Raw genomic sequence first — 21218 nt, 5'->3', positions numbered from 1 at the left:
AAAACACTCTTACTTTGGGCTTTTATGAAAATCAAACTCACACAGTTTTCGGTTGCAGCAACATTAATGACCTCTGGGTTAGCAATGGCGGCAGGGGGTGGTGGTGTGGTTGCGGATCCAGGCGCTATGCAGGGGAAGCATTTCGATCCAAAAGGTAAGGCGCCATCAAGCTATACGGTTGAGCTGCAAAATGGATTGCGTAAGACGCTGCCTTTCGAGGATAAGCGTGATTTTGAGGAATCTAAAAAGGGCTTCATAGCGGCCCCGCCTTATAAAACAATCATGGCAGATGCCGGCAACGTTGCCTGGGATATGGGTAGCTATGAATTTCTCCTGCAGGGTAAAGACTTTGATAGCGTGCATCCTTCATTGCAACGTCAAGCTATCCTCAATATGGGCTACGGCTTATATGAAGTTGTGCCAGGAAAAATTTATCAAGTACGCGGCTTTGACTTAGCAAACATTAGCTTTATCAGGACGAATACTGGCTGGATTGTTTTCGATCCATTAACTGCTAAAGAAACAGCTCGTGCTGCACTAGAGCTTGTAAATGAAAAGCTTGGTAAGCGTCCTGTTGTAGCGGTGGTGTATTCGCATTCGCATGGTGATCACTTCGGTGGTGTGCGTGGTGTAGTCGATGAGGCCGATGTGAAGAGCGGAAAAGTCAAGGTCATTGCGCCGGCTGGTTTTATGGATCATGCGATTGCTGAAAACGTCTATGCAGGCAATGCTATGACCCGCAGAATGTACTTCCAGTATGGTGTGTTATTGCCTCGCAGCCCATTTGGTCACGTCGACCAATCCATCGGTAAAAATACCGCTGCTGGTAATTTAGGGTTGATCGAGCCTAACGTCTATATCAACCAACCGTATGAAAAAATGACGGTTGATGGCGTAGAAATGGAGTTCCAAAACACACCAGGCACTGAAGCTCCTGCGGAGATGAATACCTATTTCCCGCAATTTAAAGCATTCTGGGCGGCAGAAAATATCACTGGCACCATTCATAACATCTACACCTTACGTGGTGCCTTAGTTCGCGACTCGCTGGCATGGTCTAAGAATATTAATAACGCTTTATATCGTTATGGCAATGAGAGTGAAGTGATGTTTGCATCGCATACCTGGCCACGCTGGGGTAATGAACGCATTCAGGAAGTAATGCGCACACAACGCGATAGTTATGCTCACCTGCATAACGAAGTGCTCCACCTAGCAAACAATGGCGTCACTATTAATGAAATTCAGAACGTTTACAAGCAGCCTGAGAGCTTGAAGAAGCAGTGGGCTGCCCATAGCTATCATGGCTCTGAGGAGCACAATAGCCGCGCTGTGATTAATCGCTACCTTGGTTACTGGGATGCCAACCCAGCAACATTAGCGCCGTTGTCACCAAAAAATTCCGCACCTTTATATGTGGAGATGATGGGCGGCTCTGCCAAGATTATGGCTAAGGGCAAAGATCTCTATAGGCAAGGAAAATACCGCGAAGCTATGGAGATCGTCAATAAATTAGTTTATGCACAGCCAAACAATACGGCTGCCAAAGATTTACTGGCTGATATTTTTGAGCAGATTGGCTACCAAAAAGAAAGCCCAAGCATGCGCAATAGTTTCTTGGGAGCTGCTTATGAACTACGTCATGGCATGCCAACAGGCGCTTCTCCAAAATCTAATGGTCCTGACATGATTAAAGGCATGACAACCGAACTCTGGCTCAATGCTTTGGCAATCAGCATGGATAGTAAAAAAGCTGCGGACATGAACTTTGTGATCAATCTTTCTACTCCAGACAATGGTGAAAAATTTGTAATTGAGATGAGCAATTCTGCTTTAACCAACATTAAAGGTCAGCAGGCCAAGAACCCAAATCTGACCATCACACTTAATCGGAGTGATCTTGAGCAGGTGATGGGTGGACAATTAACTTTTGAAAAGTTGCTAGCTGAAGGTAAGGTGAAGTTCGATGGCGATCGCAAATCATTCGACCAACTTAGAGGCACCCTGACAGTCTTTGTACCTGATTTTGAACTAATGCCAGGTACCAAAGGTAAGGCTGCTCCAAAACCAGCCGCTCCCGCTAAGGATCCATTCTCAGCTCAGGAGATGGCAATTACTGCTGGTGAGTAATTAAGGAGTACGCCTCTTAGTAGTTAAAAAGGACCCTGCGGAGTCCTTTTTAACTATCTTATTACTAAATCTTTTTGTTTATTAAGCTAAAAACTAGGGGGCAAAGGCGCCACCCGCTTCAAGAGACTTCAGTTCATCACCTGCAATACCTAGTTCGGCAAGAAGCTCATTGGTATGTTCACCCAACAAAGGAGGGTGACGATAGACCTGCTGTGGCGTGCCATTCATTTTGACGGCAAAGCCAATATTAGGAACTTTGCCTTCTACCGGATGATCAATGTCCATCCGCATCTTGCGATGGCGGCCATGCTCACTATCAAATGCTTCTGGGTAGGTATTAATCGGGCCGGCTGGGGTGCCTGCGGTCAATAAGGTGTCTACCCATTCATCTGCAGTTTTGGTAACAAATGTTTTTTCAAGTTCAGAAGCAAGCTCTAAGCGATTGGCTAAGCGCAGTGGATTGGTTTTAAAACGGGCATCTTCAAATAATTCAGGGCGCTCAATCTTGTCGCAAAGTAACTTCCAGAGTTTTTGATTGGTTGCGCCCATCACAAAATAACCATCGGCAGCTTTCATGGCTTGATAGGGCGCGCTCATATGATTCGCTGTTCCAAGCTTATAGGGCTCAACGCCAGTACCCCAGTATTGAGCGGTATCCCAGATGGAGAATGCCAAAGCAGAATCAAAGAGTGAGGCGTCAATAAATTGACCTTCACCAGTTTTGGTTTTACCAATGTATGCCGACAATATTCCATAGACCGCAAAGAGTGCGCAACCAATATCCGCTACCGGGACACCAGCTTTGACTGGAGGTCCGTCAGGGTAGCCAGTGACGCTCATAACGCCAGACATTGCCTGAGCCATGAGATCAAAACCAGGGCGATCTGCCCATGGACCAGTTTGGCCAAAGCCAGAGATGCTGGCATAGACCAAACCAGGATTGATATCTTTTAATGATGCGTAATCAATCCCGAGTTTTTTCATAACGCCGGGTCGGTAGTTCTCAACCAAAATATCGGCTGTTTTGACTAACTCGAAGAATACTTTCTTGCCGGCCTCAGTTTTGAGATTTAAGGTGAGACTACGTTTATTGCGGTTCATGTTCAGAAAGCCCATGCTATCTGAACCTTTCATCTTGAAACCCATTGCGCCACGGGTCTGATCGCCTGTGCCCGGAGGCTCGATTTTGATAACATCCGCACCCAAGTCCGCCAACAGCATGCAGCAGTAAGGGCCGGCCATGACCTGGCTGACGTCAAGTACACGCACTCCTGAGAGAGGTAATGGCCTAGATCCATCATGCGCACCATTTAAAGCGTCATTTATAGGTGTTTTCGTCATTGTCTCGTTTGTTTTTATATGTTTAGAATTAGCCTTTAATAGTATCAAACACAATAAAAACAATTTTGGAGACTTTATGTTGCTTAAATCGCCTCAGTGGGCCGTTCGTAGTTTGCTTGCAATTACGCTGGCCACGAGTTCTTTCTTTGCATTAGGACAGCAGTCTTATCCAACTAAACCCATTCGACTGATCGTGGGTTTTGCACCTGGCGGCGGTACCGATATTGTTGCTCGAGCCCTTGCTCCAAAAATGGGTGAGATTTTGGGTCAAAGCGTTATTGTGGAAAATAAATCGGGTGCGGCGGGGACAATTGCAGCTGATCAAGTTTCTAAGGCGAATCCAGATGGCTACACTTTGTTAGTAGGCCACTCTAACTCCAATGCAATTGCGCCATTTGTGCTGACTAACGTTCAATACAACCCCGCTACGGATTTCACACCCATTACTTATTTGGGATACGTTCCTAACGTTTTGGTGGTGAAAGCTTCGTTGCCTGTGAACTCAGTCTCACAATTGATTTCTCTTGCTAAAGCAAATCCAGGTCAGATGACTTATGGATCCTCTGGCATTGGCAGTACTCAACATTTAGCAGGTGCATTGTTTGCCAAGATTGCCGGCATTCAGTTAAACCATGTGCCCTATAAAGGTAGCGGTCAGGCCATCATTGATTTGCTGGGTGGTCAAATTACGATGAACTTTGATACCTTGCCGCCGAACTTGCAGCAAATTAAAGACGGCAGTTTGAAGGCTTTGGCAATCTCTACCCCAAAGCGTTTATCCATACTTCCAAACGTACCAACGTTTAACGAAGTTGGCATTACAGGATTTGATGTGACCAACTGGTACTCCATCATGGGTCCAAAGGGTATGGATCCAGCGGTAGTCAACAAGATTGACCAGGCTGTTAAAGCCGCCATGGCCGACCCACAAATTAAAAAGACACTTGACTCTCAGGGCTTACAACCTGAAGGGCCTGCAACACCTGCAGCATTTAGTTTGTTCTTAGCTGGCGAGCTGGCTAAATACCAGCGTTTAGTAAAGAGCTTAAATATCAAAGCTGAATAAGCTTTTTATGACACAACAAAATAAGGTGGGCAATATTGCACAAGTCTCGCTAGAGATACGCGGCAATGTTGCCCACATTACCTTTGATCATGTAGCGGCACGCAACGCAATGACAGTAGGGATGTATCAAAGCCTGAAGTCCATCTGTGAAGATATTGCCAAGAATCCAAAGATACGAGTAGCCATCTTGCGCGGCGCTGGCGGTAAGTCTTTTATATCCGGCAGCGATATAGCGCAATTTGCTAGTTTTAAAGATGGTCAAGATGGCGTTCTCTACGAAAAGGGGATTGATGACTACCTAAGTCCGCTCGCTACCTTGCCCATTCCGACGATTGCCGTGATTGATGGCATGGCTGTTGGTGGCGGATTAGCGATAGCTAGTTGCTGCGACTTCCGAATTTCAACTCCTGATGCCAAGTATGGCGTACCCATTGCTAAAACACTTGGCAACTGTTTATCCGCAGGTAATGTTGCTTGGTTGGTGGTGCATCTGAATATCAATATTGTGAAGCGGATGTTGCTATTGGCAGAAATGATTTCAGCTCCAGAGTTACTAAAGCAGGGATTTCTATTGGCAACATACGAACAAGATCAGTTAGGGCATGAGGCCGATGTTCTTGCAGAGCGATTGAGTAAATTGGCTCCCATCACCCAAAAATCAAGCAAGCTAGTATTAGCAAGATTAATAAAAAATAATCTGCCTGACTGCAATGATCTCATCAGTGAAACCTATGGCAGTCATGATTTCAAAAACGGAGTTGCTGCTTTTTTAAAGGGCGAGCCACCGATTTGGACTGGTAACTAGCACTCAAGGCAAGTCAATCCAAAAACATCTCTTGAAGATTGTTGAGGTAGCGCATTCCTAGTGGTGTGGCTTTCAGCTGACTGGGATTCTCATCTAGTAATTGCTTATTACTAGCTTCTGCCAAGCCTTTGCTAATCACGTTTAAAGGCAGACCAGTTCTCTCGCTGAAAGTATTGGTGGCAACGCCATCTGTCAGTCTGAGGGTATTGAGCATGAATTCGAAAGGCAGATCCTTAGCCTCAAGAACCCGAGATTCAATCAACGCATTTCCCTTGGACTCCATTGCTTGCATATAACTTTCTGGATGGCGCTCTCTTACTTGGCGAGTAATTTTGTCTGGAAAAGAAATCTTTCCATGAGCGCCTGCTCCAATGCCAATGTAATCACCAAAGCGCCAATAGTTCAAATTGTGTTTGCACTCTTGGTTTCTCTGCGCATAGGCAGAGACTTCATAACGTTTGTAGCCTGCCTTGGTGAGCAAATCTAAATTCTGCTCAAAGATGGCATCCACTTCATCATCGCTAGGTAATTGCGGAGGAAAGTTTGCAAAGTAGGTATTCGGTTCTAGCGTGAGATTATAAAAAGACAGATGGGGCGTTTTAAAAGAAAGGGCTGTCTCAATATCTGCCTTGGCTAACTCTAAAGTCTGCTTTGGGAGTCCGTACATCAAATCCAGATTCACCGATTTGAAGTGTTTCAGGGCAATTGCTATTGCGCGCTTGGCTTCCTCGCCATTGTGTATGCGGCCCAAGGCTTTGAGCTGTTCATCCTGAAAGCTCTGAACTCCGATCGACACTCGATTAATGCCTGCCTTTGCAAATCCTGCAAATTTATCGGCTTCGATCGATCCTGGGTTAGCTTCCATCGTAATTTCAGCGTCGGGCTCAAGATTTACTCGAGCGCGGATAGCGCAAAGTAATTGATCCATGCATTGGGCAGATAGCAGACTTGGCGTTCCACCACCAATAAAGATGCTATGGACCTGACGCCCCCAAATATTAGGTAATTCAGTTTCTAGGTCAGCAATCAGTGCATTGATATAGCGCTGCTCATCAAAGCCCGCCTTGGTAATACCCTCTTTAATTTGATGTGAATTGAAATCGCAATAGGGGCATTTCTTTTCGCACCAGGGAAAGTGAATATACAAAGCCAATGGAGGCAATGTAGTCAGCGTTACTTTGTTGGGGCTGGAATTAAGCACGGCTTTTGAGTTGTGCAATCAATTCACGTAGCGCTTGACCCCGGTGACTGATTGAATTCTTTTTTTCTGGCTCTAGCTCAGCAGCAGTACATTTTTGATCTGGCAAAAAGAAATAGGGGTCATACCCAAAACCATTGCTACCAGCAGCTTCATCAACAATCTGCCCATACCAACGTGTTTGCACAATGATGGGTTCAGGATCATTTGCGCTATTTACAAAAACCAATGCGCACACATAATGCGCACTTCGATCTGCCTGATCTTTTAAATCTTGAATGAGTTTTTGATTATTGGCTGCATCATCGCCTTGCTCACCAGCAAAGCGCGCCGACAAAACGCCAGGCTGGCCGTTTAATGCATGTGTACATATACCGGAATCATCGGCCAACGCCGGTAAGCCTGATGCAGCGCTTGCATGCCTTGCCTTAGTAAGAGCATTCTCCACAAAGGTGAAGTGTGGCTCTTCTGCAGAAGGAATGCCCAATTCACCTTGGGGGATCACTTGAAAGCTCAAGGGCGCTAATAACGCCTGAAACTCTTTTACCTTACCGGCATTGTTAGATGCGAGAACGAGCTTTTGCATGGCGATCTTTATTTCAATGCATCACTTTGCATTTGGGTGAGCTCTTGAATACCTTGCTCAGCCAGATCCAGGAGTGCATTGAGTTCTGCTCGAGAGAAAGCGGCACCTTCTGCTGTGCCTTGAACTTCAATCATTCCGCCTTTGCCGGTCATGACCACATTCATATCGGTATCGCATGAAGAGTCTTCTGGGTAATCCAAGTCCAACACTGGAACGCCTTGATAAATGCCAACGGAAATTGCAGCAACGCTATCGATAATGGGATCCTTGCTGAGGACGCCACTTTTAAGAAGTTGGTTTACTGCATCACGAGCCGCAACATAGGCGCCAGTAATAGATGCAGTACGTGTTCCGCCATCAGCCTGCAGCACGTCGCAATCGAGGTGAATGGTTCTCTCACCTAATACTTTTAAATCAAAGACGCTACGCATGGCACGGCCAATGAGGCGCTGAATTTCTTGAGTGCGACCAGATTGTTTGCCGCGGGCAGCTTCACGATCGCTGCGGGTATGGGTGGAGCGGGGCAGCATGCCGTATTCAGCAGTAACCCAGCCTTCTCCGGAGCCTTTCTTATGTGGAGGCACTTTTTCCAGGATGCTGGCAGTACACAGAACCTTGGTATCTCCAAAGGCGATCAATACTGATCCTTCAGCATGCTTAGTAAAGGCTCTAGAGATGGTTACTGGGCGCAAATCGGTGGGCTTACGGCCGCTAGGGCGGGCAATGTTGACTGGGTTTGCTGTGCTCATGGAAAGGGGGTCCTGTGGGGTTGGGGTCTAGTTCAATAATGAATCTACAATGTCCATATGATATCGAGCATGACTGGTTATGGCAGCGCTTCTCGCCAAGTCTCCCTAGGAGCTGGTGTAGTTGCTGATCTGCAGGTGGAATGTCGGGCTGTTAATAGCCGCTTTCTGGATCTAGGATTTCGTCTTCCGGACGAGTGTCGTGGGGCAGAGCCTGCCTTGCGAGAGCTGGCTACCCAAAGCCTATCGCGCGGAAAAGTCGAGTTTAGGGCGGCATGGCGGGTCAATAGCGCAGTAGCAGGTGCTGCCAAAAGTAATCCACATGCTTTGGGTGCCATAAGTCGAGATCGCCTTGATGCCCTGTATACCCTGCAGGAAAAAGCCCAAGAAGCTTTTCCGAAAGCGCAAGAATTGAGTATTGCTGAAGTGTTGCGTTGGCCTGGCATTGTTTCTGAGCCTCGTGGCGAAGAAGATAGCTGGATCACTGCCACAGTTGAAGCTGGGCGCGCAGCGCTTGTAGCTCTCATGGAGAGTCGCCATTCAGAAGGCAGGGCCCTGGTTGCCGTTCTAACTAGCATTACCGGCAAGATGCATGACATCGTTAAGGTGATTGAACCTAAAGTTCCAGAGTACGTGGCTCAGTATCAAGAAAAGCTCACAGAGCGATTGGCTGAAGCATTAGCTGCTCAAGAACAAGCCAAGGCGGGTGCCGAACTAATGGAGCGTATTCGTCAAGAGGTTGTGCTTTATGCGGTGCGCATCGATGTGGCGGAAGAGTTCGCACGCTTAAAGACTCACCTTCAGGCAGTAGATACCGCACTTGCAGGCAAAGGCCCTGTTGGTAAGCGTTTAGATTTTTTGATGCAAGAACTGAATCGCGAAGCCAACACCCTAAGTTCTAAGTCTGTATCAGAAGAATGCACACAAGCAGCTCTAGAGCTCAAGTTATTCATTGAGCAAATGCGTGAGCAAGTTCAAAACCTCGAGTAATCCATATTATTGATTTATGACTAACTCCACTCCGACACCATCCTACCAAGGCAGTATGTTGATGATTGTTGCGCCCTCAGGCGCAGGTAAATCCTCTTTAGTGAATGCCTTACTTAAAGACGAGGCCGGATTGAAGTTATCTTTATCAACTACCACGCGAGCACCGCGACCTGGTGAAGTAGATGGCAAGGATTACCGCTTTCTGACAAAAGAAGATTTTCTGCAAGAACGTGATCAGGGACATTTTTTAGAGTGGGCAGAAGTCCATGGTCATTTTTATGGGACTTCAAAACCTTGGATTGAGTCTCAAATGCAGGCGGGTAGCGATGTCATGTTGGAGATTGATTGGCAGGGCGCTCAACAAATTCGGAAGTTAATACCTTCTGTGCAGTGGATCTTTATCTTCCCGCCATCGATAGAGGCTTTAGAAGAGCGGCTACGTAAGCGCGGTCAGGATGATGAAGCCACAATCCAGCGTCGCTTGGCAGCTGCCCACGTAGAGCTTCTGCATGCTCATGAGGCTGATTACATCGTGGTGAATGATTTATTTGATCAGGCATTGATCGATTTAAAGCATATCTTGGCTTCGAGCCGCTTGCGTTCTGGGCCCAGTATGGCCAGAAATCCAGCCCTTTTGAAGCGCCTCGGGGTCTAATCAGTTATCCTATAGGTATTGAAGCTAAATTAAGTGAGTCCAGCATGGCACGTATTACTGTAGAAGATTGCCTTAAAACTATCCCTAATCGTTTTGAATTGGTTTTGGCCGCGACATATCGTGCCCGCCAATTGGTGCAAGGTCACTCCCCACGTGTTGAGTCCAGAGATAAAGCTACCGTAGTTGCATTGCGCGAAGTAGCTGCTGGCGTGACTGACCGTGACATGTTGACCAAAGTACCTTTGTAATTAAGGGGTTCCGGTGTGGAGCTCCCTTTAGGACTAGTCAATACATCGGATAAAGTAGGAGGCATCTCGTCTAAGGATGCTTCGCTTGACCCTACTCAAGCACAGTTGTTGGATATCAATTCCGACACACCAATTCAAAGCGGTAAAAAATCCATCATTGCGAGTTTGTTGGCGCAATCGAGTCGGCATTTATTCGGCCCGACATCAGCGCCCATTCTTCCTCTCAAACACCAGGTGGTTTCTATTGAGGGATTGCTAGCAAAGCTTTCCTATCTCAAGCCTGAAGAAATTGCACAAATCAAAAAAGCATTTCAGTTTTCTGATGCTGCTCATCTAGGCCAATACCGTCATAGCGGCGAACCTTACATTACCCATCCAGTTGCTGTAGCTGAACTATGCGCAACGTGGCGCTTGGATGCGCAATCCATCATGGCTGCGTTGATGCATGATGTGATTGAAGATACTGGCTGTACAAAGGCAGACTTAGTTGAAAAGTTCGGTAATAAAGTAGCTGAGCTAGTTGAAGGCTTAACAAAGCTCGATAAATTAGAGTTTCAAAGTCATGCGGAGGCGCAAGCAGAGAGCTTTCGCAAGATGTTCATGGCCATGGCGCGCGACGTTCGAGTCATCTTGGTCAAGCTTGCTGACCGCACCCACAATATGCGCACCCTGGACGCTGTACCCATGGAGAAGCGCCGTCGTGTAGCCGCTGAAACAATCGAAATCTACGCACCAATCGCCCATCGTCTTGGGTTGAACATCATTTACCGTGATCTACAAGATCTCAGCTTCCGTTACTCTATGCCCATGCGTTTCCGAGTCATTGAGGGAGCCGTTAAGCGTGCACGCGGCAACCGCAAGGAAATGGTTGAAAAGATTTTGCAGGCTTCACGCATGGCCTTTGCTAAAGCCAATTTAGAGGTAGATCTGCGCGGTCGTGAGAAAACACTCTTCAGTATCTATACCAAGATGCGCTCAAAGCATTTAAGCTTTTCGCAGGTATTAGATGTGTATGCATTCCGGGTTACCGTACATTCGATTGATGCATGCTATCGCGCACTCGGTATCTTGCATTCTCTATACAAGCCCATGCCAGGGAAATTTAAGGATTACATTGCGATCCCCAAATTAAACGGCTATCAATCCTTACACACCACTTTATTGGGTCCTTCAGGAGTGCCAGTAGAGTTTCAGATTCGTACAACGGAAATGCATGCGGTAGCTGAGGCTGGGGTAGCTGCGCATTGGGCTTATAAAGACGGCTCCCCTGATATGAGTGAGGTGCAAAACAGAGCCCACCAATGGCTGCAGTCCTTGATTGATATTCAGGATAGCAGCGGTGACTCTCAAGAATTTTTAGAACACGTCAAAATTGACTTGTTCCCAGATGCAGTTTATGTGTTTACACCCACTGGGCAGATTAGGGCCTTACCAAGGGGCGCAACTGCTCTAGATTTTGCTTACTCTATCCATAGTGATCTGGGTAATACCTGCGTAGCAGTCAAAATCAATGGCTTGCAATTGCCTTTACGTAGCGAGCTGAAGAATAGTGACATTGTTGAAGTCATTACTTCAGCAAGCTCACAACCCAATCCAGGTTGGCTGGCATTTGTGCGGACTGGCAAAGCTCGTGCTTCTATACGACACTCCCTTAAAACAAAACATTATTCTGAATCGCTTCAACTAGGTGAGCGACTTTTAGCAAACGCTTTACGTCAGCAGGGCGTTGATGCTGCCTTGTTAAGTCCAGAAATTTGGGAAAAGCTAACGCATTGGACGGGTGATAAAACCCGCGAAGAAGCATGTGTCAACATTGCTTTAGGACGACGCTCTCCCCAGGAGCTGGCTATTCGGCTGAAAATTTTGATCGATGATGAAGGCGGTGCCGAGCAAATGCGTTTGGGAGTTGCGGATTGGGTCGCGCCGAATCAAGAGGCAAGCCATTATCATCATCATCAACGCCAAGCTATCCTAGTTGATGGGCGTGAGGGTAATTCGATTCATTTCCAAACTTGCTGCCATCCTATACCAGGCGATAACATCATTGGTTATCTTGGTAAGGGTGAAGGATTACAAGTTCACACCAACGACTGTACAGTGGCATTGCGCATGCTCTCTAAGGATAGTGATAAGTGGGTTGAGGTTGAGTGGGGCAAAGAGCTAAATCGTGAGTTTGAAGTGGACCTAGCGATCGACACGCGCCAAGGTAAGGGAGTTTTGGCTAGGGTGGCGAGTAGTGTTACTTCGGCAGACTCCAACATCATGAATGTATCCATGGAAGATCGCTTCAAAGAAGACTCGGTAACTATTCGCTTTACGATCCAAGTTTATGACCGATTGCACCTTTCTAAGGTGATGCGCAGTTTGCGCGCCAATCCCGATGTCATGCGGGTAACCCGTACTCGCGCTGTTTGAACTCTATAAGTATTGAACGTCTAAGATTTCAATTTCAGCGGGGCCTGTGGGTGTTTGTATAAAAACACAGTCTCCGATCCGAGACTTGATTAAGGCCTTGGCTATAGGTGAGACCCAACTGACATGCCCTTTATCCAGATCAACCTCATCAACGCCCACAATTGTGATTAGGGTCTTCTTGTTGGCTTCGGGTCCTTCCAGGGTTGCGTAGGTCACAGTAGCCCCAAAGAACACCTGCTCAGAGTCATTTTCCCCTGATTTTCGAGCAGAATTATCGACAACCACGGCAAATTCTAGACGTTTATTAAGGAAGCGGATCCGTCTATCTATCTCCCTTAAGCGCTTTTTCCCATAGATATAGTCACCATTTTCAGATCGATCGCCATTGCTGGCAGCCCAGTGCACAACCTTGACAACCTCCGGTCTATCAAGGTTTAAGAGCTGAAGGAGCTCGGTCTTAATGCGTTCGTGACCAGCGGGGGTGATGTAGTTCTTCTCTTCCATGGCATAATTATGGCTGTTGCGGCTGTAGCTCAGCTGGATAGAGTACTTGGCTACGAACCAAGGGGTCGTGGGTTCAATTCCTGCCAGCCGCACCAAACTATATGAGGGCCTAGTTGAAAGACTGGGCCCTTTCTCTTTATAGGCTTTTCTCAGATCTTTCACAGAGATACCTTATAGTCTGCTTATGAGCACTTCTGACACCATTTCTGCCGTTTCTGACGCCCCAGTGGCTGTTTGGTCACAGATAGATGCCAATAACGCCAAAGTACTAATGAGTGGCAATGTGAACGTCTATTCCTTGGGCGGTGTTTGGACTCAAATCCGTGATTCTCAAGATGTGTGGCTCAAGCAGGGTGATGGCAAAAGCAAGTCCCTGACTTTTGATGCAAGCAAAGTCACTTTTTTAGATGGGGCTGGTATCGCATTTCTGATTGGGATTGAAGAGGCGCAAACAACAGCGGGTGCAAAGTTTGATGTCGTGGGCTTAGATCCTCGCTATGAACCTTTACTAACTGAATTCAATCCGATCGGTAATTTATTTCCCGTTCCAGTTGTAAAGCCCAAAAGAAGTTTTGTTGTCAGTACAGGAATGGCAACACAAAATTTAATTGATGATGCTGTTGGATTAATTTCATTTACCGGACATCTTGCGGCTGATTTAGCTTGGTCTATTCGTTACCCCAAGCAAGTGCGCTGGGGTGATTTTGTGAACGCTGCTGTGCAAGCGGGTATTGCAGCATTACCTATCGTTGGACTAGTCGCGTTTTTGATTGGCGTCATCCTGTCTTTTCAGGCTGCTATTGGTATGCAGCAATTTGGCGCCGTATCCTTTGTCGGCCCGTTGGCGGCTTTGGGTATTGTGCGAGAAATGGGCCCATTAATTACCGCCATTTTGTTAGCAGGACGTTCCTCAGCAGCATTTGCTGCCGAGATTGGCACGATGACTGTTAATAGTGAGGTAGATGCGCTGGTTTCTGGCGGCTTAAGCCCAATTCGTTTTTTAGTTGTTCCACGTGTTCTGGCGGGTATTTTGGTTGCGCCTATTTTGACTTTGTTTGCTGACATCGTCAGTATTTTTTCCTCGATGTTGACGATGTTGATTTACGGCATTCCATTTATTAACTTCTACAACGGCATGCTCTCGGCTGTAGATATCGAAGATATTGGCTCAGGTTTAATTAAAGCGACGCTTTTTGGCGTGGTTGTTTCAGCGGTTGGTTGCCTGCGTGGCATGCAAACGGGAAATGGTGCGGCTGCAGTTGGTATTTCAGCTACAAGAGCAGTCGTTAGTAGTATTGTTTTGATTGTGCTAGTTGATGGTATTTTTGCCTTCATTTCCTATAAGACAGGTTTCTGATGGACACGCCAAATAAATCACAATGCGCAATTGATGTTCAAAACCTCACTGTAGGTTATGGCTCTAACGTCCTGATGCAAAATCTGAATTTCACGGTGAATTACGGTGAAATTTTTGTGATTCTGGGCGGCTCAGGTTGCGGCAAGTCTAGCTTGTTAAAAAACTTGTTCGGTCTCTATCAGCCCTTATCTGGTGATGTTCTGATTGAAGGGCAAAACATTACTACTGCAGCTGGAGCGGAGCGCCAGAAGATCATGACCAGCTTTGGCGTGATGTATCAACAAGGTGCCTTATTTGGTTCCATGAACTTGCTCGATAACGTGACTTTGTTTATGCAGGAATATACCCAGCTAACCCAAGCGCAAATGGATTTACTGGCGCGTTGCAAGTTGGATTTAGTCGGTCTGTTGCCTTATGAGTCTTATATGCCCAGTGAAATTAGTGGAGGCATGCAAAAGAGGGCGGCGATCGCTCGGGCCATGGCGCTAGATCCCAAAATATTATTCTTAGATGAGCCATCTGCTGGCTTGGATCCTATTACGTCTGCAGATCTCGACAGCACAATCCAGGATTTATCAAAAAACCTAGGCATCACCTTTGTCATCGTATCCCATGAACTTGCCAGCATCTATGCTATTGCTGACAAAGTAATCATGCTGGATAAAGGGGCTAAGGGAATTATTGCTGAGGGTGATCCAAAAGTATTGCGCGATACCAGTAAAGATCCACGGGTGCATCAATTCTTCAATCGTATTATGAGCAAGGACGCAGCATGAGTAATAACTCAAATCCCAATTATTTTCGCTTAGGCGCTTTTGTGCTTGCCGCAATTGGTGCACTGATTGCTGTGATTCTCATTTTTGGCGGAGGCAAATTTTTCCAAAAATCATTTATGGTCGAAACCTATATCAAGCAGTCTGTAACAGGCTTAGATGCAGGGGCGGCTGTACGGTTTCGTGGAGTTAAGATTGGTCAGGTCACATCGATCGGCCTATCTGGTGATATCTACGAACGAAATTTACCTTTTCATGATCGCCGTCAGTATGTTGTCGTCAGAATGCAAATTTTTGGTGACAAAGTAAATGAAGATCAAATTAGCGAGTTTGTAAAAAATAATTTGCGAGCTCGCATCAAATCTATGGGCATTACGGGTGTAAATTACGTTGAGTTTGATTTTATTGCTCATGCATCCGATACTCCCGCTCTCCCTTTTTCTTGGAAGCCCGAGTATCCAGTAATCCCATCTATGCCAAACCAAGCGGATGAAATTATTTCGGGTATTCAGAATCTGATTGGTGCCTTAAATAATATGAATATCGATGGCACACAGAAAAAATTGGATGCCTTGCTAGGTAATCTTAATGTGATGATGGCAGGAGATGGCAGGGGTAATGAAGGCATGATTGAATCGGTTAAGCAGTTAAACGTCATCATGGCTCGCATTAATAAGGCAACCGATAAAGAAGAGCTCGGTGTTCTGATGCGTGAATTAGTAGCGGCCACCTCCTCTTTGCGCCAAACTATTACGAGTGTGCAGGGCGATACCGTGTTGACAATAGAAAATATTAAGCAGGCGAGCGAGAATCTAAATGAATTTAGCCGTATTGCAAGTCAATCGCCATCAAGCTTAATTTGGAGCGACCCACCAAAGAAAATTACACCCACTAGTAGCGGCGGTCAGTCTGGAGCTCAGAAATGATCAAGCGAATTTTATTTGGCTTTGCTATCTTGGGCTTAACCTCTTGCTCCTTGCCTACCAGACCCCCAGTAGGGCCCACTACCTGGATGGTATCTCCAGATAGAACCGCGGCACCGCGTCAAGCCCGCACAGATATTTGGCTAAAGATGGGCTCTGTCTCGGTGACGCCGCCTTTTGATGGCAGGTCTTTGGTCTACCGTACTGGTGATCAACGTTATGAAAAAGATTTTTATAACGTGTACGCGACTATTCCTGCTGAAATGATTGGGAACGCTGAACGCCAGTGGATGAATAAGGCGAATATTTTCTCCTCAACAGTAGGTCAAAGTAATAGCTTCTTTCCTTACTATTATTTACAGGCAACTGTAGAGGAGTTTTATGGTGATTATCGTAAACAACCAGAGGCGGTAGTGAGTGTAGAGTTTTTCTTGAGTGCAACTAATGCCGGCAAAGCAAATCCCTTGATTGGTGCAAACCGCTATACCAAGCGCGTAGCCCTCAAAGACAATACTCCTGAAGCGCTGGTATTGGGCCTGCAAGAAGCACTGGCTCAGATTTTCCAAGAGTATGAGGCGCAACTTTATAAATACGCCGGCAATTTACCAAAACCTTTAGGTCAGTAATTTTATGAAATACAACTCAGTAAACATCTTCAAATTCGTTGGAGCAGCATTCCTTGTTGCCGCAAGTTCCCTGAATGCTGTCCACGCAGATACATTTCCGAATAAACCGATTCGCCTGGTTGTTCCATTTGCACCCGGCGGCAGTACAGACATCATTGCGCGAGCCGTTGGTGATGCTTTGGGTCGTCAGTTGGGTCAACCGGTAATTGTCGAAAATAAAGCAGGCGGTGGTGGTTCTATTGGCGCGTTGGAAGTGATGCGCTCACCGAAAGATGGTTACACCATTGGTATGGCTACCGTTTCTACTACTGCAGCCAATCCAGCGATTAACCCAAAGATTGGCTACGATCCTGTTACGGACTTCACGGCCATTAGCAATATTGCTGCGACACCGAACATCATTGCAGTAAATCCATCATTTCCGGCAAAGGATTTCAAAACCTTTATGCAGGTTTTGAAAGCCAACCCTGGAAAGTATTCTTATTCAAGCTCCGGTACTGGCGGTATTGGACACCTTCAAACCGAGCTTTTCAAGAGTTTGACTGGGGTATTTATTGTTCATATTCCTTATCGTGGAGCTGGTCCAGCATTAGCCGACACAGTGGGCGGTCAGGTCTCTATGATCTTTGACAATTTGCCATCGTCTTTACCCTTCATCAAAGACGGTAAGCTTGTGCCGATTGTGGTAGCTGCACCTAAGCGCTTGGCTCAATTACCCAATGTACCTACTTTTGCTGAAGTGGGTTTAGCGCCAGTTAATCGGATGGCTTATTACGGTCTATTGGGGCCTGCAGGAATGCCAAAAGATATCGTGGATAAATATACCGCCGCTTTACAAAAAGTAGTGACTGATCCTGCGGTTAAGAAGCGTATTGAAGATACTGGCTCAATCATCAACGTGAATGGATCTGAGGCGTTTGCAAAAGAAATTAAAGCTGAGTACACCGTCTATAAAGAGGTGGTTGCAAAGCAGAAATTGCAGTTAGATTAAATATATAAAAATTAGTTTTTGGAGATGAGATGGACTTAGGATTAAAGGGTAAGGTTGCATTGGTAATGGCTTCTAGCCGTGGCTTGGGTCAGGCAATGGCAGTGTCATTGGCCAAAGAGGGTGTCAAGGTAGCTGTTACCGGTAGAAATGCTGAGGGCTTGAGTGAGTCGGTGAGGTTGATAGAGGCTGCAGGTGGACAGGCTTTGGCACTTAATTGGGATCTAGCGGATTCTTCGGTTATTGATAGCTTGGTCTCAAAAGTAGAGCAGGAACTTGGACCCATCGATATTTTGATTAATAACACAGGTGGGCCGCCGCCAACACCAGCAGCCGGCCAAGATCCGGCGCTTTGGCAAAAGAGCTTTAACGACATGGTTTTATCGCTCATTGCTATTACCGATCGAATACTTCCTGGCATGCGCCAGCGTAAGTGGGGCCGCATTATTACCAGCACCACTTCAGGCGCTATTGCGCCGATTAAAAATCTAGCCATTTCCAATACCTTGCGTGCTGCATTGCTGGCGTGGTCGAAAACATTGGCTGCAGAAGTGGCTGCCGAAGCCATTACTGTTAACGTCATCATGCCTGGAAGAATTGCAACTGCTCGTCTGCGTCAGTTGGATGAAGCGCGCGCAAAGCGGGAAGGCACTAGCTATGAAGATGTCGTTAAAGCCAGCTTAAGACAAATTCCAATGGGTAGGTATGGCGATCCCAAGGAGTATGGTGATGCCGCTGCATTTTTAGCTAGCCAAAATGCCTCATTTATTACTGGTACCGTCATGCGTATTGATGGCGGTCAAATTCAGGCCATTTGATTAAATCATTACTTCGTTTCTTGGGTGGTTTGAGACGTGATTTACGTTCAAGCGAGTTAGCTTGGCTATTCGTTGCCTTAATTCTTTCGGTAACAGCGTTATCTAGTGTCACTTTTTTAGCAGATCGAATGCAAAGGGCTTTTGCATCCGATGCCCGCCAACTCTTAGCTTCGGACTTGCTGATCGTTTCTGACCAGCCTTTACCCAATCTCTTTTTAGATGAGGCAAAGAGCAGGGGCCTACAGCTAGCTCAGACAATCGTGTTTCCGAGCATGGCAACTGTAGGTTCACACAGCAAGCTTGCTTCACTTAAGGCGGTAAGCCCTCAATATCCCCTGCGTGGCGCTTTGCGTGTTCAATCCATGTCTCAAGACAAGACATTGACTACCGGACCTCATGAGGGATCAGTGTGGGTTGACCCCGCTATGTTGGCGAGCCTGCATGCAAATGAAGGCGACTCCATTCAGCTTGGTCAAAAAGTCTTTGTGATCGGTGGAATTTTAGAGCGTGAACTCGATCGTGGGGCAGGGTTTATGAACTTTGCACCCCGCGTCATGATGCCCATGTCTGATCTTGCTGATACTGGACTGATTGGTCTTGGTAGCAGAGTAACCTACCGATTGTTATTGGCTGGTTCTGATGAGCAAATTCATTCTTATGGCCAATGGGCAAGTCAATATATTGAATCCGAGAGCATTAAAGGTGTTCGCATTGAAACTTTAGAGAATGCACAACCCTTGATGCGCAAAACACTTGGGCGCGCAGATCGTTTTCTCTCCTTGATTGCTTTATTAACTGCGATGGTAGCTGCGGTTGCCATTGCTTTATCGGCTCATCGCTACACACGCAAACAGGCAAATACCTGTGCTGTTCTGAAATGTCTTGGAGCCAGCTCCACCATGATCCTTAGACGACAAGGGCAGACTCTTTTAGCGCTTGGCTTCATAGCCGCGTTGATGGGCTCTATTTTGGGTTACCTTGGCCAATTTGTATTAACTCTTCTTTTGGGTAATCTAGTCTTAACAGAATTGCCGCCCGTCTCTTTTGGACCTGTCCTTTGGAGTGTGCTGGTGGCTTGGTTCTTATTATTTGGTTTCGCTGGCCCGGCAATGTTCAGCTTGGTAAAAGTTTCCCCAATCAGATTGATTAGAAAAGAATTTGATGGCATCGGCGTCTCCACTATTTGGACTGCTGTATGTGGATTAGTTGCGGCAGTGATATTGATCATGCTTGCGGCACGCGACTGGAAACTAGCGTTATGGACAAGCCTTAGTTTTGGTCTTGCCATCCTGATTTTTGCCACTGCATCTTGGGGCATATTGAAGCTGCTTTGCAGGATACGTACTCAAGGTTTTTCTCTGGGGTTTGTCATTCTTGCTCAAGGTCGAAGAACGGGTCTCGCAGTGGTGCAAATTACAACGCTCGGTATTGCATTAATGGCGCTCTTATTGGTATTGCTATTGCGAGCTGATTTCTTAAGTGCCTGGCAAGGCAATATACCGAGTGATGCGCCTAATCGCTTCATGATTAATGTTCAAGGCGATCAGAAGCAGGGGCTTACAGAGTCTCTTCAGAATGCAGGCGTTACAGCTCCGCAGTTTTATCCAATGGTACGTGGCCGCTTGATTGAGGTGAATGGCAAAGACATCACGCCTAACGACTATGTAGAAGAAAATGCAAAGCGCTTAATCGATCGAGAGTTCAATTTATCCTATACCGACCAGTTGCCATCAGGCAATCAAATCCTAACGGGCAAGTGGATTGAGGGCGATGCGCCGCAGATTTCGATGGAAACCGGCATCGCCAAAACCTTGAAATTGAAATTGGGTGATCAGTTAACCTTTGAGGTTGCCGGAGAAAAAATTGTTGCCCCAATTACTTCCTTGCGAAAGCTTGACTGGGGATCGATGCGCGTGAACTTTTTCGTGATCATGCCGCCTGTACAGTTGCAATCATTGCCGCAATCTTGGATTACCTCTTATTACCAATCGCCCAAACAAGAATCTTTGGATTTTGATCTGAGCCAGGCCTACCCCAATTTAACTATTGTGGATGTTTCAGCCTCGCTGCAACAAATACAGGAAGTATTGAATAAGCTTTCCTCAGTATTGGGTTTGCTATTGGCATTTACGATTGCAGCAGCGTTCTTGGTTTTAATGTCAGCGATCGCAGCTACTCAAGATGAGCGTTATAAAAATGCGGCCCTATTAAAAGCTTTGGGAGCCTCTCAAAATACCTTAGCTCAGATTGCGAATATTGAATTAGTCATGATTGGCTTGATAGCGGGGTTTCTAGCAGGCCTAGCCTCTGGTGCCGCAGCTTGGGCTTTGGGCTATTTCGTGATGGAGATTCCATTTAATGCCTTTGGAGAGGCCTTATTCATGGGTGTTGCATTTGGGATTAGCGCTTGCCTTGCTTCTGGATATCGCTTTCAGAGAAGAATTCAGAAGGCGACTGCAGTGGAATGTTTACGAGAAGCCTAAGTTAGAAAATCAAGACGCAGCTCTTAATTCAAGGTAACGAGGTTTTTGGGGAGCTCAACCAATCGTGTGCCAGCGAAGCGGTCTGGAAGGCTTTGTCGATATAGAAAACTCTGACGATCTAAATAGATGCTCAGTGGCCAAATTAACAAAGCTACAGTGAATAGCATTTCAATAATTTGCCATTTCTCTAAATGAAATACCCATTGCAATAGTACACAAGGAATGAGCCAGAGCGAGCCATAGACATAACGCCAAAAGGCTTGTCGTTTAGTGAGATTGAAACCGCCGCGTCCAACAAGGCGAACCCGCCATGTTTGCATGGCGAGAGTTTGACCAGATTTAGTCCAGTACCAAACAAAATAAATCCCCAGCACAGCGTAGAGATATATAAATGTCAGCCAGCTGGGTAATGAGATACCTAATAGCATCCCCAAGCCAAGATTAGGGACTAGAAAAGTAAAGGCAATGACGCCAAGCAATACGAGCTGTTCATAGAGGCAGCAAGATACTCGTCGCCAAAATTGAGGTGAGGGTAATGCGTCTAATTCAGCAGGTGTCATGCGACC

The 21218-nt window shown here is 46.4% G+C and carries 20 protein-coding genes and 1 tRNA gene; 15 read left to right on the top strand and 6 right to left on the bottom strand.

The features are described from left to right. Positions 1-24 precede the first annotated feature (24 nt). Positions 25-2130, top strand: coding sequence for an alkyl/aryl-sulfatase (locus ICV90_RS05840; protein ID WP_215356967.1), 2106 nt, complete (start codon positions 25-27; stop codon positions 2128-2130). A gap of 93 nt (positions 2131-2223) precedes the next feature. Here ICV90_RS05840 and ICV90_RS05835 read toward each other — a convergent pair whose 3' ends face one another. Further along, entirely contained in the window at positions 2224-3471 is a 1248-nt protein-coding gene (locus tag ICV90_RS05835) for a CaiB/BaiF CoA-transferase family protein (protein ID WP_215356965.1), read from the bottom strand. Positions 3472-3547: 76 nt separating this feature from the next. On the opposite strand from ICV90_RS05835, the gene ICV90_RS05830 reads away from it, so the two are divergent. Together ICV90_RS05830 and ICV90_RS05825 are read left to right on the top strand one after the other, a co-directional pair. After that, a complete protein-coding gene (locus ICV90_RS05830; protein WP_072582522.1) occupies positions 3548-4537 on the top strand; it encodes a tripartite tricarboxylate transporter substrate binding protein in 990 nt (329 codons plus the stop codon). A gap of 7 nt (positions 4538-4544) precedes the next feature. Beyond that, positions 4545-5342 carry an enoyl-CoA hydratase/isomerase family protein gene (locus ICV90_RS05825; protein ID WP_215356956.1) on the top strand — a complete coding sequence of 266 codons (798 nt, stop codon included), beginning with the start codon at positions 4545-4547 and terminating at the stop codon, positions 5340-5342. A gap of 13 nt (positions 5343-5355) precedes the next feature. Here the strand turns inward: ICV90_RS05825 and hemW are convergent, their stop codons facing one another. The 3 genes from hemW to rph are packed head-to-tail and all read right to left on the bottom strand — an operon-like array spanning position 5356 to position 7875. Then, the gene (gene hemW, locus ICV90_RS05820; RefSeq protein ID WP_215356954.1) at positions 5356-6543 is read right to left on the bottom strand and encodes a radical SAM family heme chaperone HemW; all 1188 of its coding nucleotides are present in this window, start codon (positions 6541-6543) and stop codon (positions 5356-5358) included. Next, the gene (gene rdgB / locus ICV90_RS05815) at positions 6536-7126 is read right to left on the bottom strand and encodes an RdgB/HAM1 family non-canonical purine NTP pyrophosphatase (RefSeq protein ID WP_215356952.1); all 591 of its coding nucleotides are present in this window, start codon (positions 7124-7126) and stop codon (positions 6536-6538) included. The genes hemW and rdgB overlap by 8 nt, the downstream gene beginning before the upstream one ends. 8 nt (positions 7127-7134) lie before the next feature. After that, positions 7135-7875 carry a ribonuclease PH gene (rph, locus tag ICV90_RS05810; RefSeq protein WP_215356950.1) on the bottom strand — a complete coding sequence of 247 codons (741 nt, stop codon included), beginning with the start codon at positions 7873-7875 and terminating at the stop codon, positions 7135-7137. A 57-nt stretch (positions 7876-7932) separates the two neighbouring features. Between rph and ICV90_RS05805 the strand changes: the two genes are divergently transcribed. The 4 genes from ICV90_RS05805 to ICV90_RS05790 are packed head-to-tail and all read left to right on the top strand — an operon-like array spanning position 7933 to position 12180. Next, entirely contained in the window at positions 7933-8862 is a 930-nt protein-coding gene (locus ICV90_RS05805) for a YicC/YloC family endoribonuclease (RefSeq protein ID WP_215356948.1), read from the top strand. Positions 8863-8878: 16 nt separating this feature from the next. Continuing rightward, the gene (gene gmk, locus ICV90_RS05800) at positions 8879-9517 is read left to right on the top strand and encodes a guanylate kinase (RefSeq protein WP_215356946.1); all 639 of its coding nucleotides are present in this window, start codon (positions 8879-8881) and stop codon (positions 9515-9517) included. Between the two features lie 44 nt (positions 9518-9561). Further along, positions 9562-9765 (top strand): DNA-directed RNA polymerase subunit omega, encoded by a 204-nt coding sequence (gene rpoZ / locus ICV90_RS05795; RefSeq protein ID WP_011902918.1) that lies wholly within the window; start codon positions 9562-9564, stop codon positions 9763-9765. A gap of 15 nt (positions 9766-9780) precedes the next feature. Then, positions 9781-12180, top strand: coding sequence for a bifunctional (p)ppGpp synthetase/guanosine-3',5'-bis(diphosphate) 3'-pyrophosphohydrolase (locus ICV90_RS05790; RefSeq protein ID WP_215356944.1), 2400 nt, complete (start codon positions 9781-9783; stop codon positions 12178-12180). A 3-nt stretch (positions 12181-12183) separates the two neighbouring features. Here ICV90_RS05790 and greB read toward each other — a convergent pair whose 3' ends face one another. Continuing rightward, positions 12184-12684: a transcription elongation factor GreB gene (greB, locus tag ICV90_RS05785; protein WP_215356942.1), complete on the bottom strand. Its 501-nt coding sequence runs from the start codon at positions 12682-12684 to the stop codon at positions 12184-12186. 18 nt (positions 12685-12702) lie between these two features. Here greB and ICV90_RS05780 point away from each other — a divergent pair. From ICV90_RS05780 to ICV90_RS05745, 8 genes are all read left to right on the top strand, one after another. Then, positions 12703-12779, top strand: a tRNA-Arg gene (locus tag ICV90_RS05780). 89 nt (positions 12780-12868) lie between these two features. After that, on the top strand, positions 12869-14041 hold the full coding sequence (locus ICV90_RS05775) for an ABC transporter permease (protein WP_215356940.1): 1173 nt from the start codon (positions 12869-12871) through the stop codon (positions 14039-14041). Further along, the gene (locus ICV90_RS05770) at positions 14041-14817 is read left to right on the top strand and encodes an ABC transporter ATP-binding protein (protein WP_215356938.1); all 777 of its coding nucleotides are present in this window, start codon (positions 14041-14043) and stop codon (positions 14815-14817) included. Before ICV90_RS05775 ends, ICV90_RS05770 begins: the two co-directional genes overlap by 1 nt. Beyond that, positions 14814-15740: an MlaD family protein gene (locus ICV90_RS05765; RefSeq protein WP_215356928.1), complete on the top strand. Its 927-nt coding sequence runs from the start codon at positions 14814-14816 to the stop codon at positions 15738-15740. Before ICV90_RS05770 ends, ICV90_RS05765 begins: the two co-directional genes overlap by 4 nt. Then, positions 15737-16363 carry a membrane integrity-associated transporter subunit PqiC gene (locus tag ICV90_RS05760; protein ID WP_215356926.1) on the top strand — a complete coding sequence of 209 codons (627 nt, stop codon included), beginning with the start codon at positions 15737-15739 and terminating at the stop codon, positions 16361-16363. Before ICV90_RS05765 ends, ICV90_RS05760 begins: the two co-directional genes overlap by 4 nt. Before the next feature lie 4 nt (positions 16364-16367). After that, positions 16368-17354 (top strand): tripartite tricarboxylate transporter substrate binding protein BugE, encoded by a 987-nt coding sequence (locus ICV90_RS05755; protein ID WP_215356924.1) that lies wholly within the window; start codon positions 16368-16370, stop codon positions 17352-17354. Between the two features lie 29 nt (positions 17355-17383). Beyond that, positions 17384-18169 carry an SDR family oxidoreductase gene (locus tag ICV90_RS05750; protein WP_215356922.1) on the top strand — a complete coding sequence of 262 codons (786 nt, stop codon included), beginning with the start codon at positions 17384-17386 and terminating at the stop codon, positions 18167-18169. Further along, complete coding sequence (locus ICV90_RS05745; RefSeq protein WP_215356920.1) at positions 18166-20652, top strand: ABC transporter permease; 2487 nt, start codon at positions 18166-18168, stop codon at positions 20650-20652. Before ICV90_RS05750 ends, ICV90_RS05745 begins: the two co-directional genes overlap by 4 nt. A 23-nt stretch (positions 20653-20675) precedes the next feature. Here ICV90_RS05745 and ICV90_RS05740 read toward each other — a convergent pair whose 3' ends face one another. Continuing rightward, a complete protein-coding gene (locus tag ICV90_RS05740; protein WP_215356918.1) occupies positions 20676-21212 on the bottom strand; it encodes an RDD family protein in 537 nt (178 codons plus the stop codon). Between the last annotated feature and the right edge of the window lie 6 nt (positions 21213-21218).

Origin of the sequence: Polynucleobacter sp. JS-JIR-II-b4 (assembly GCF_018687815.1) — a bacterium.
GTDB lineage: Bacteria > Pseudomonadota > Gammaproteobacteria > Burkholderiales > Burkholderiaceae > Polynucleobacter.
This window is presented reverse-complemented; position numbering and strand designations above follow the sequence as displayed.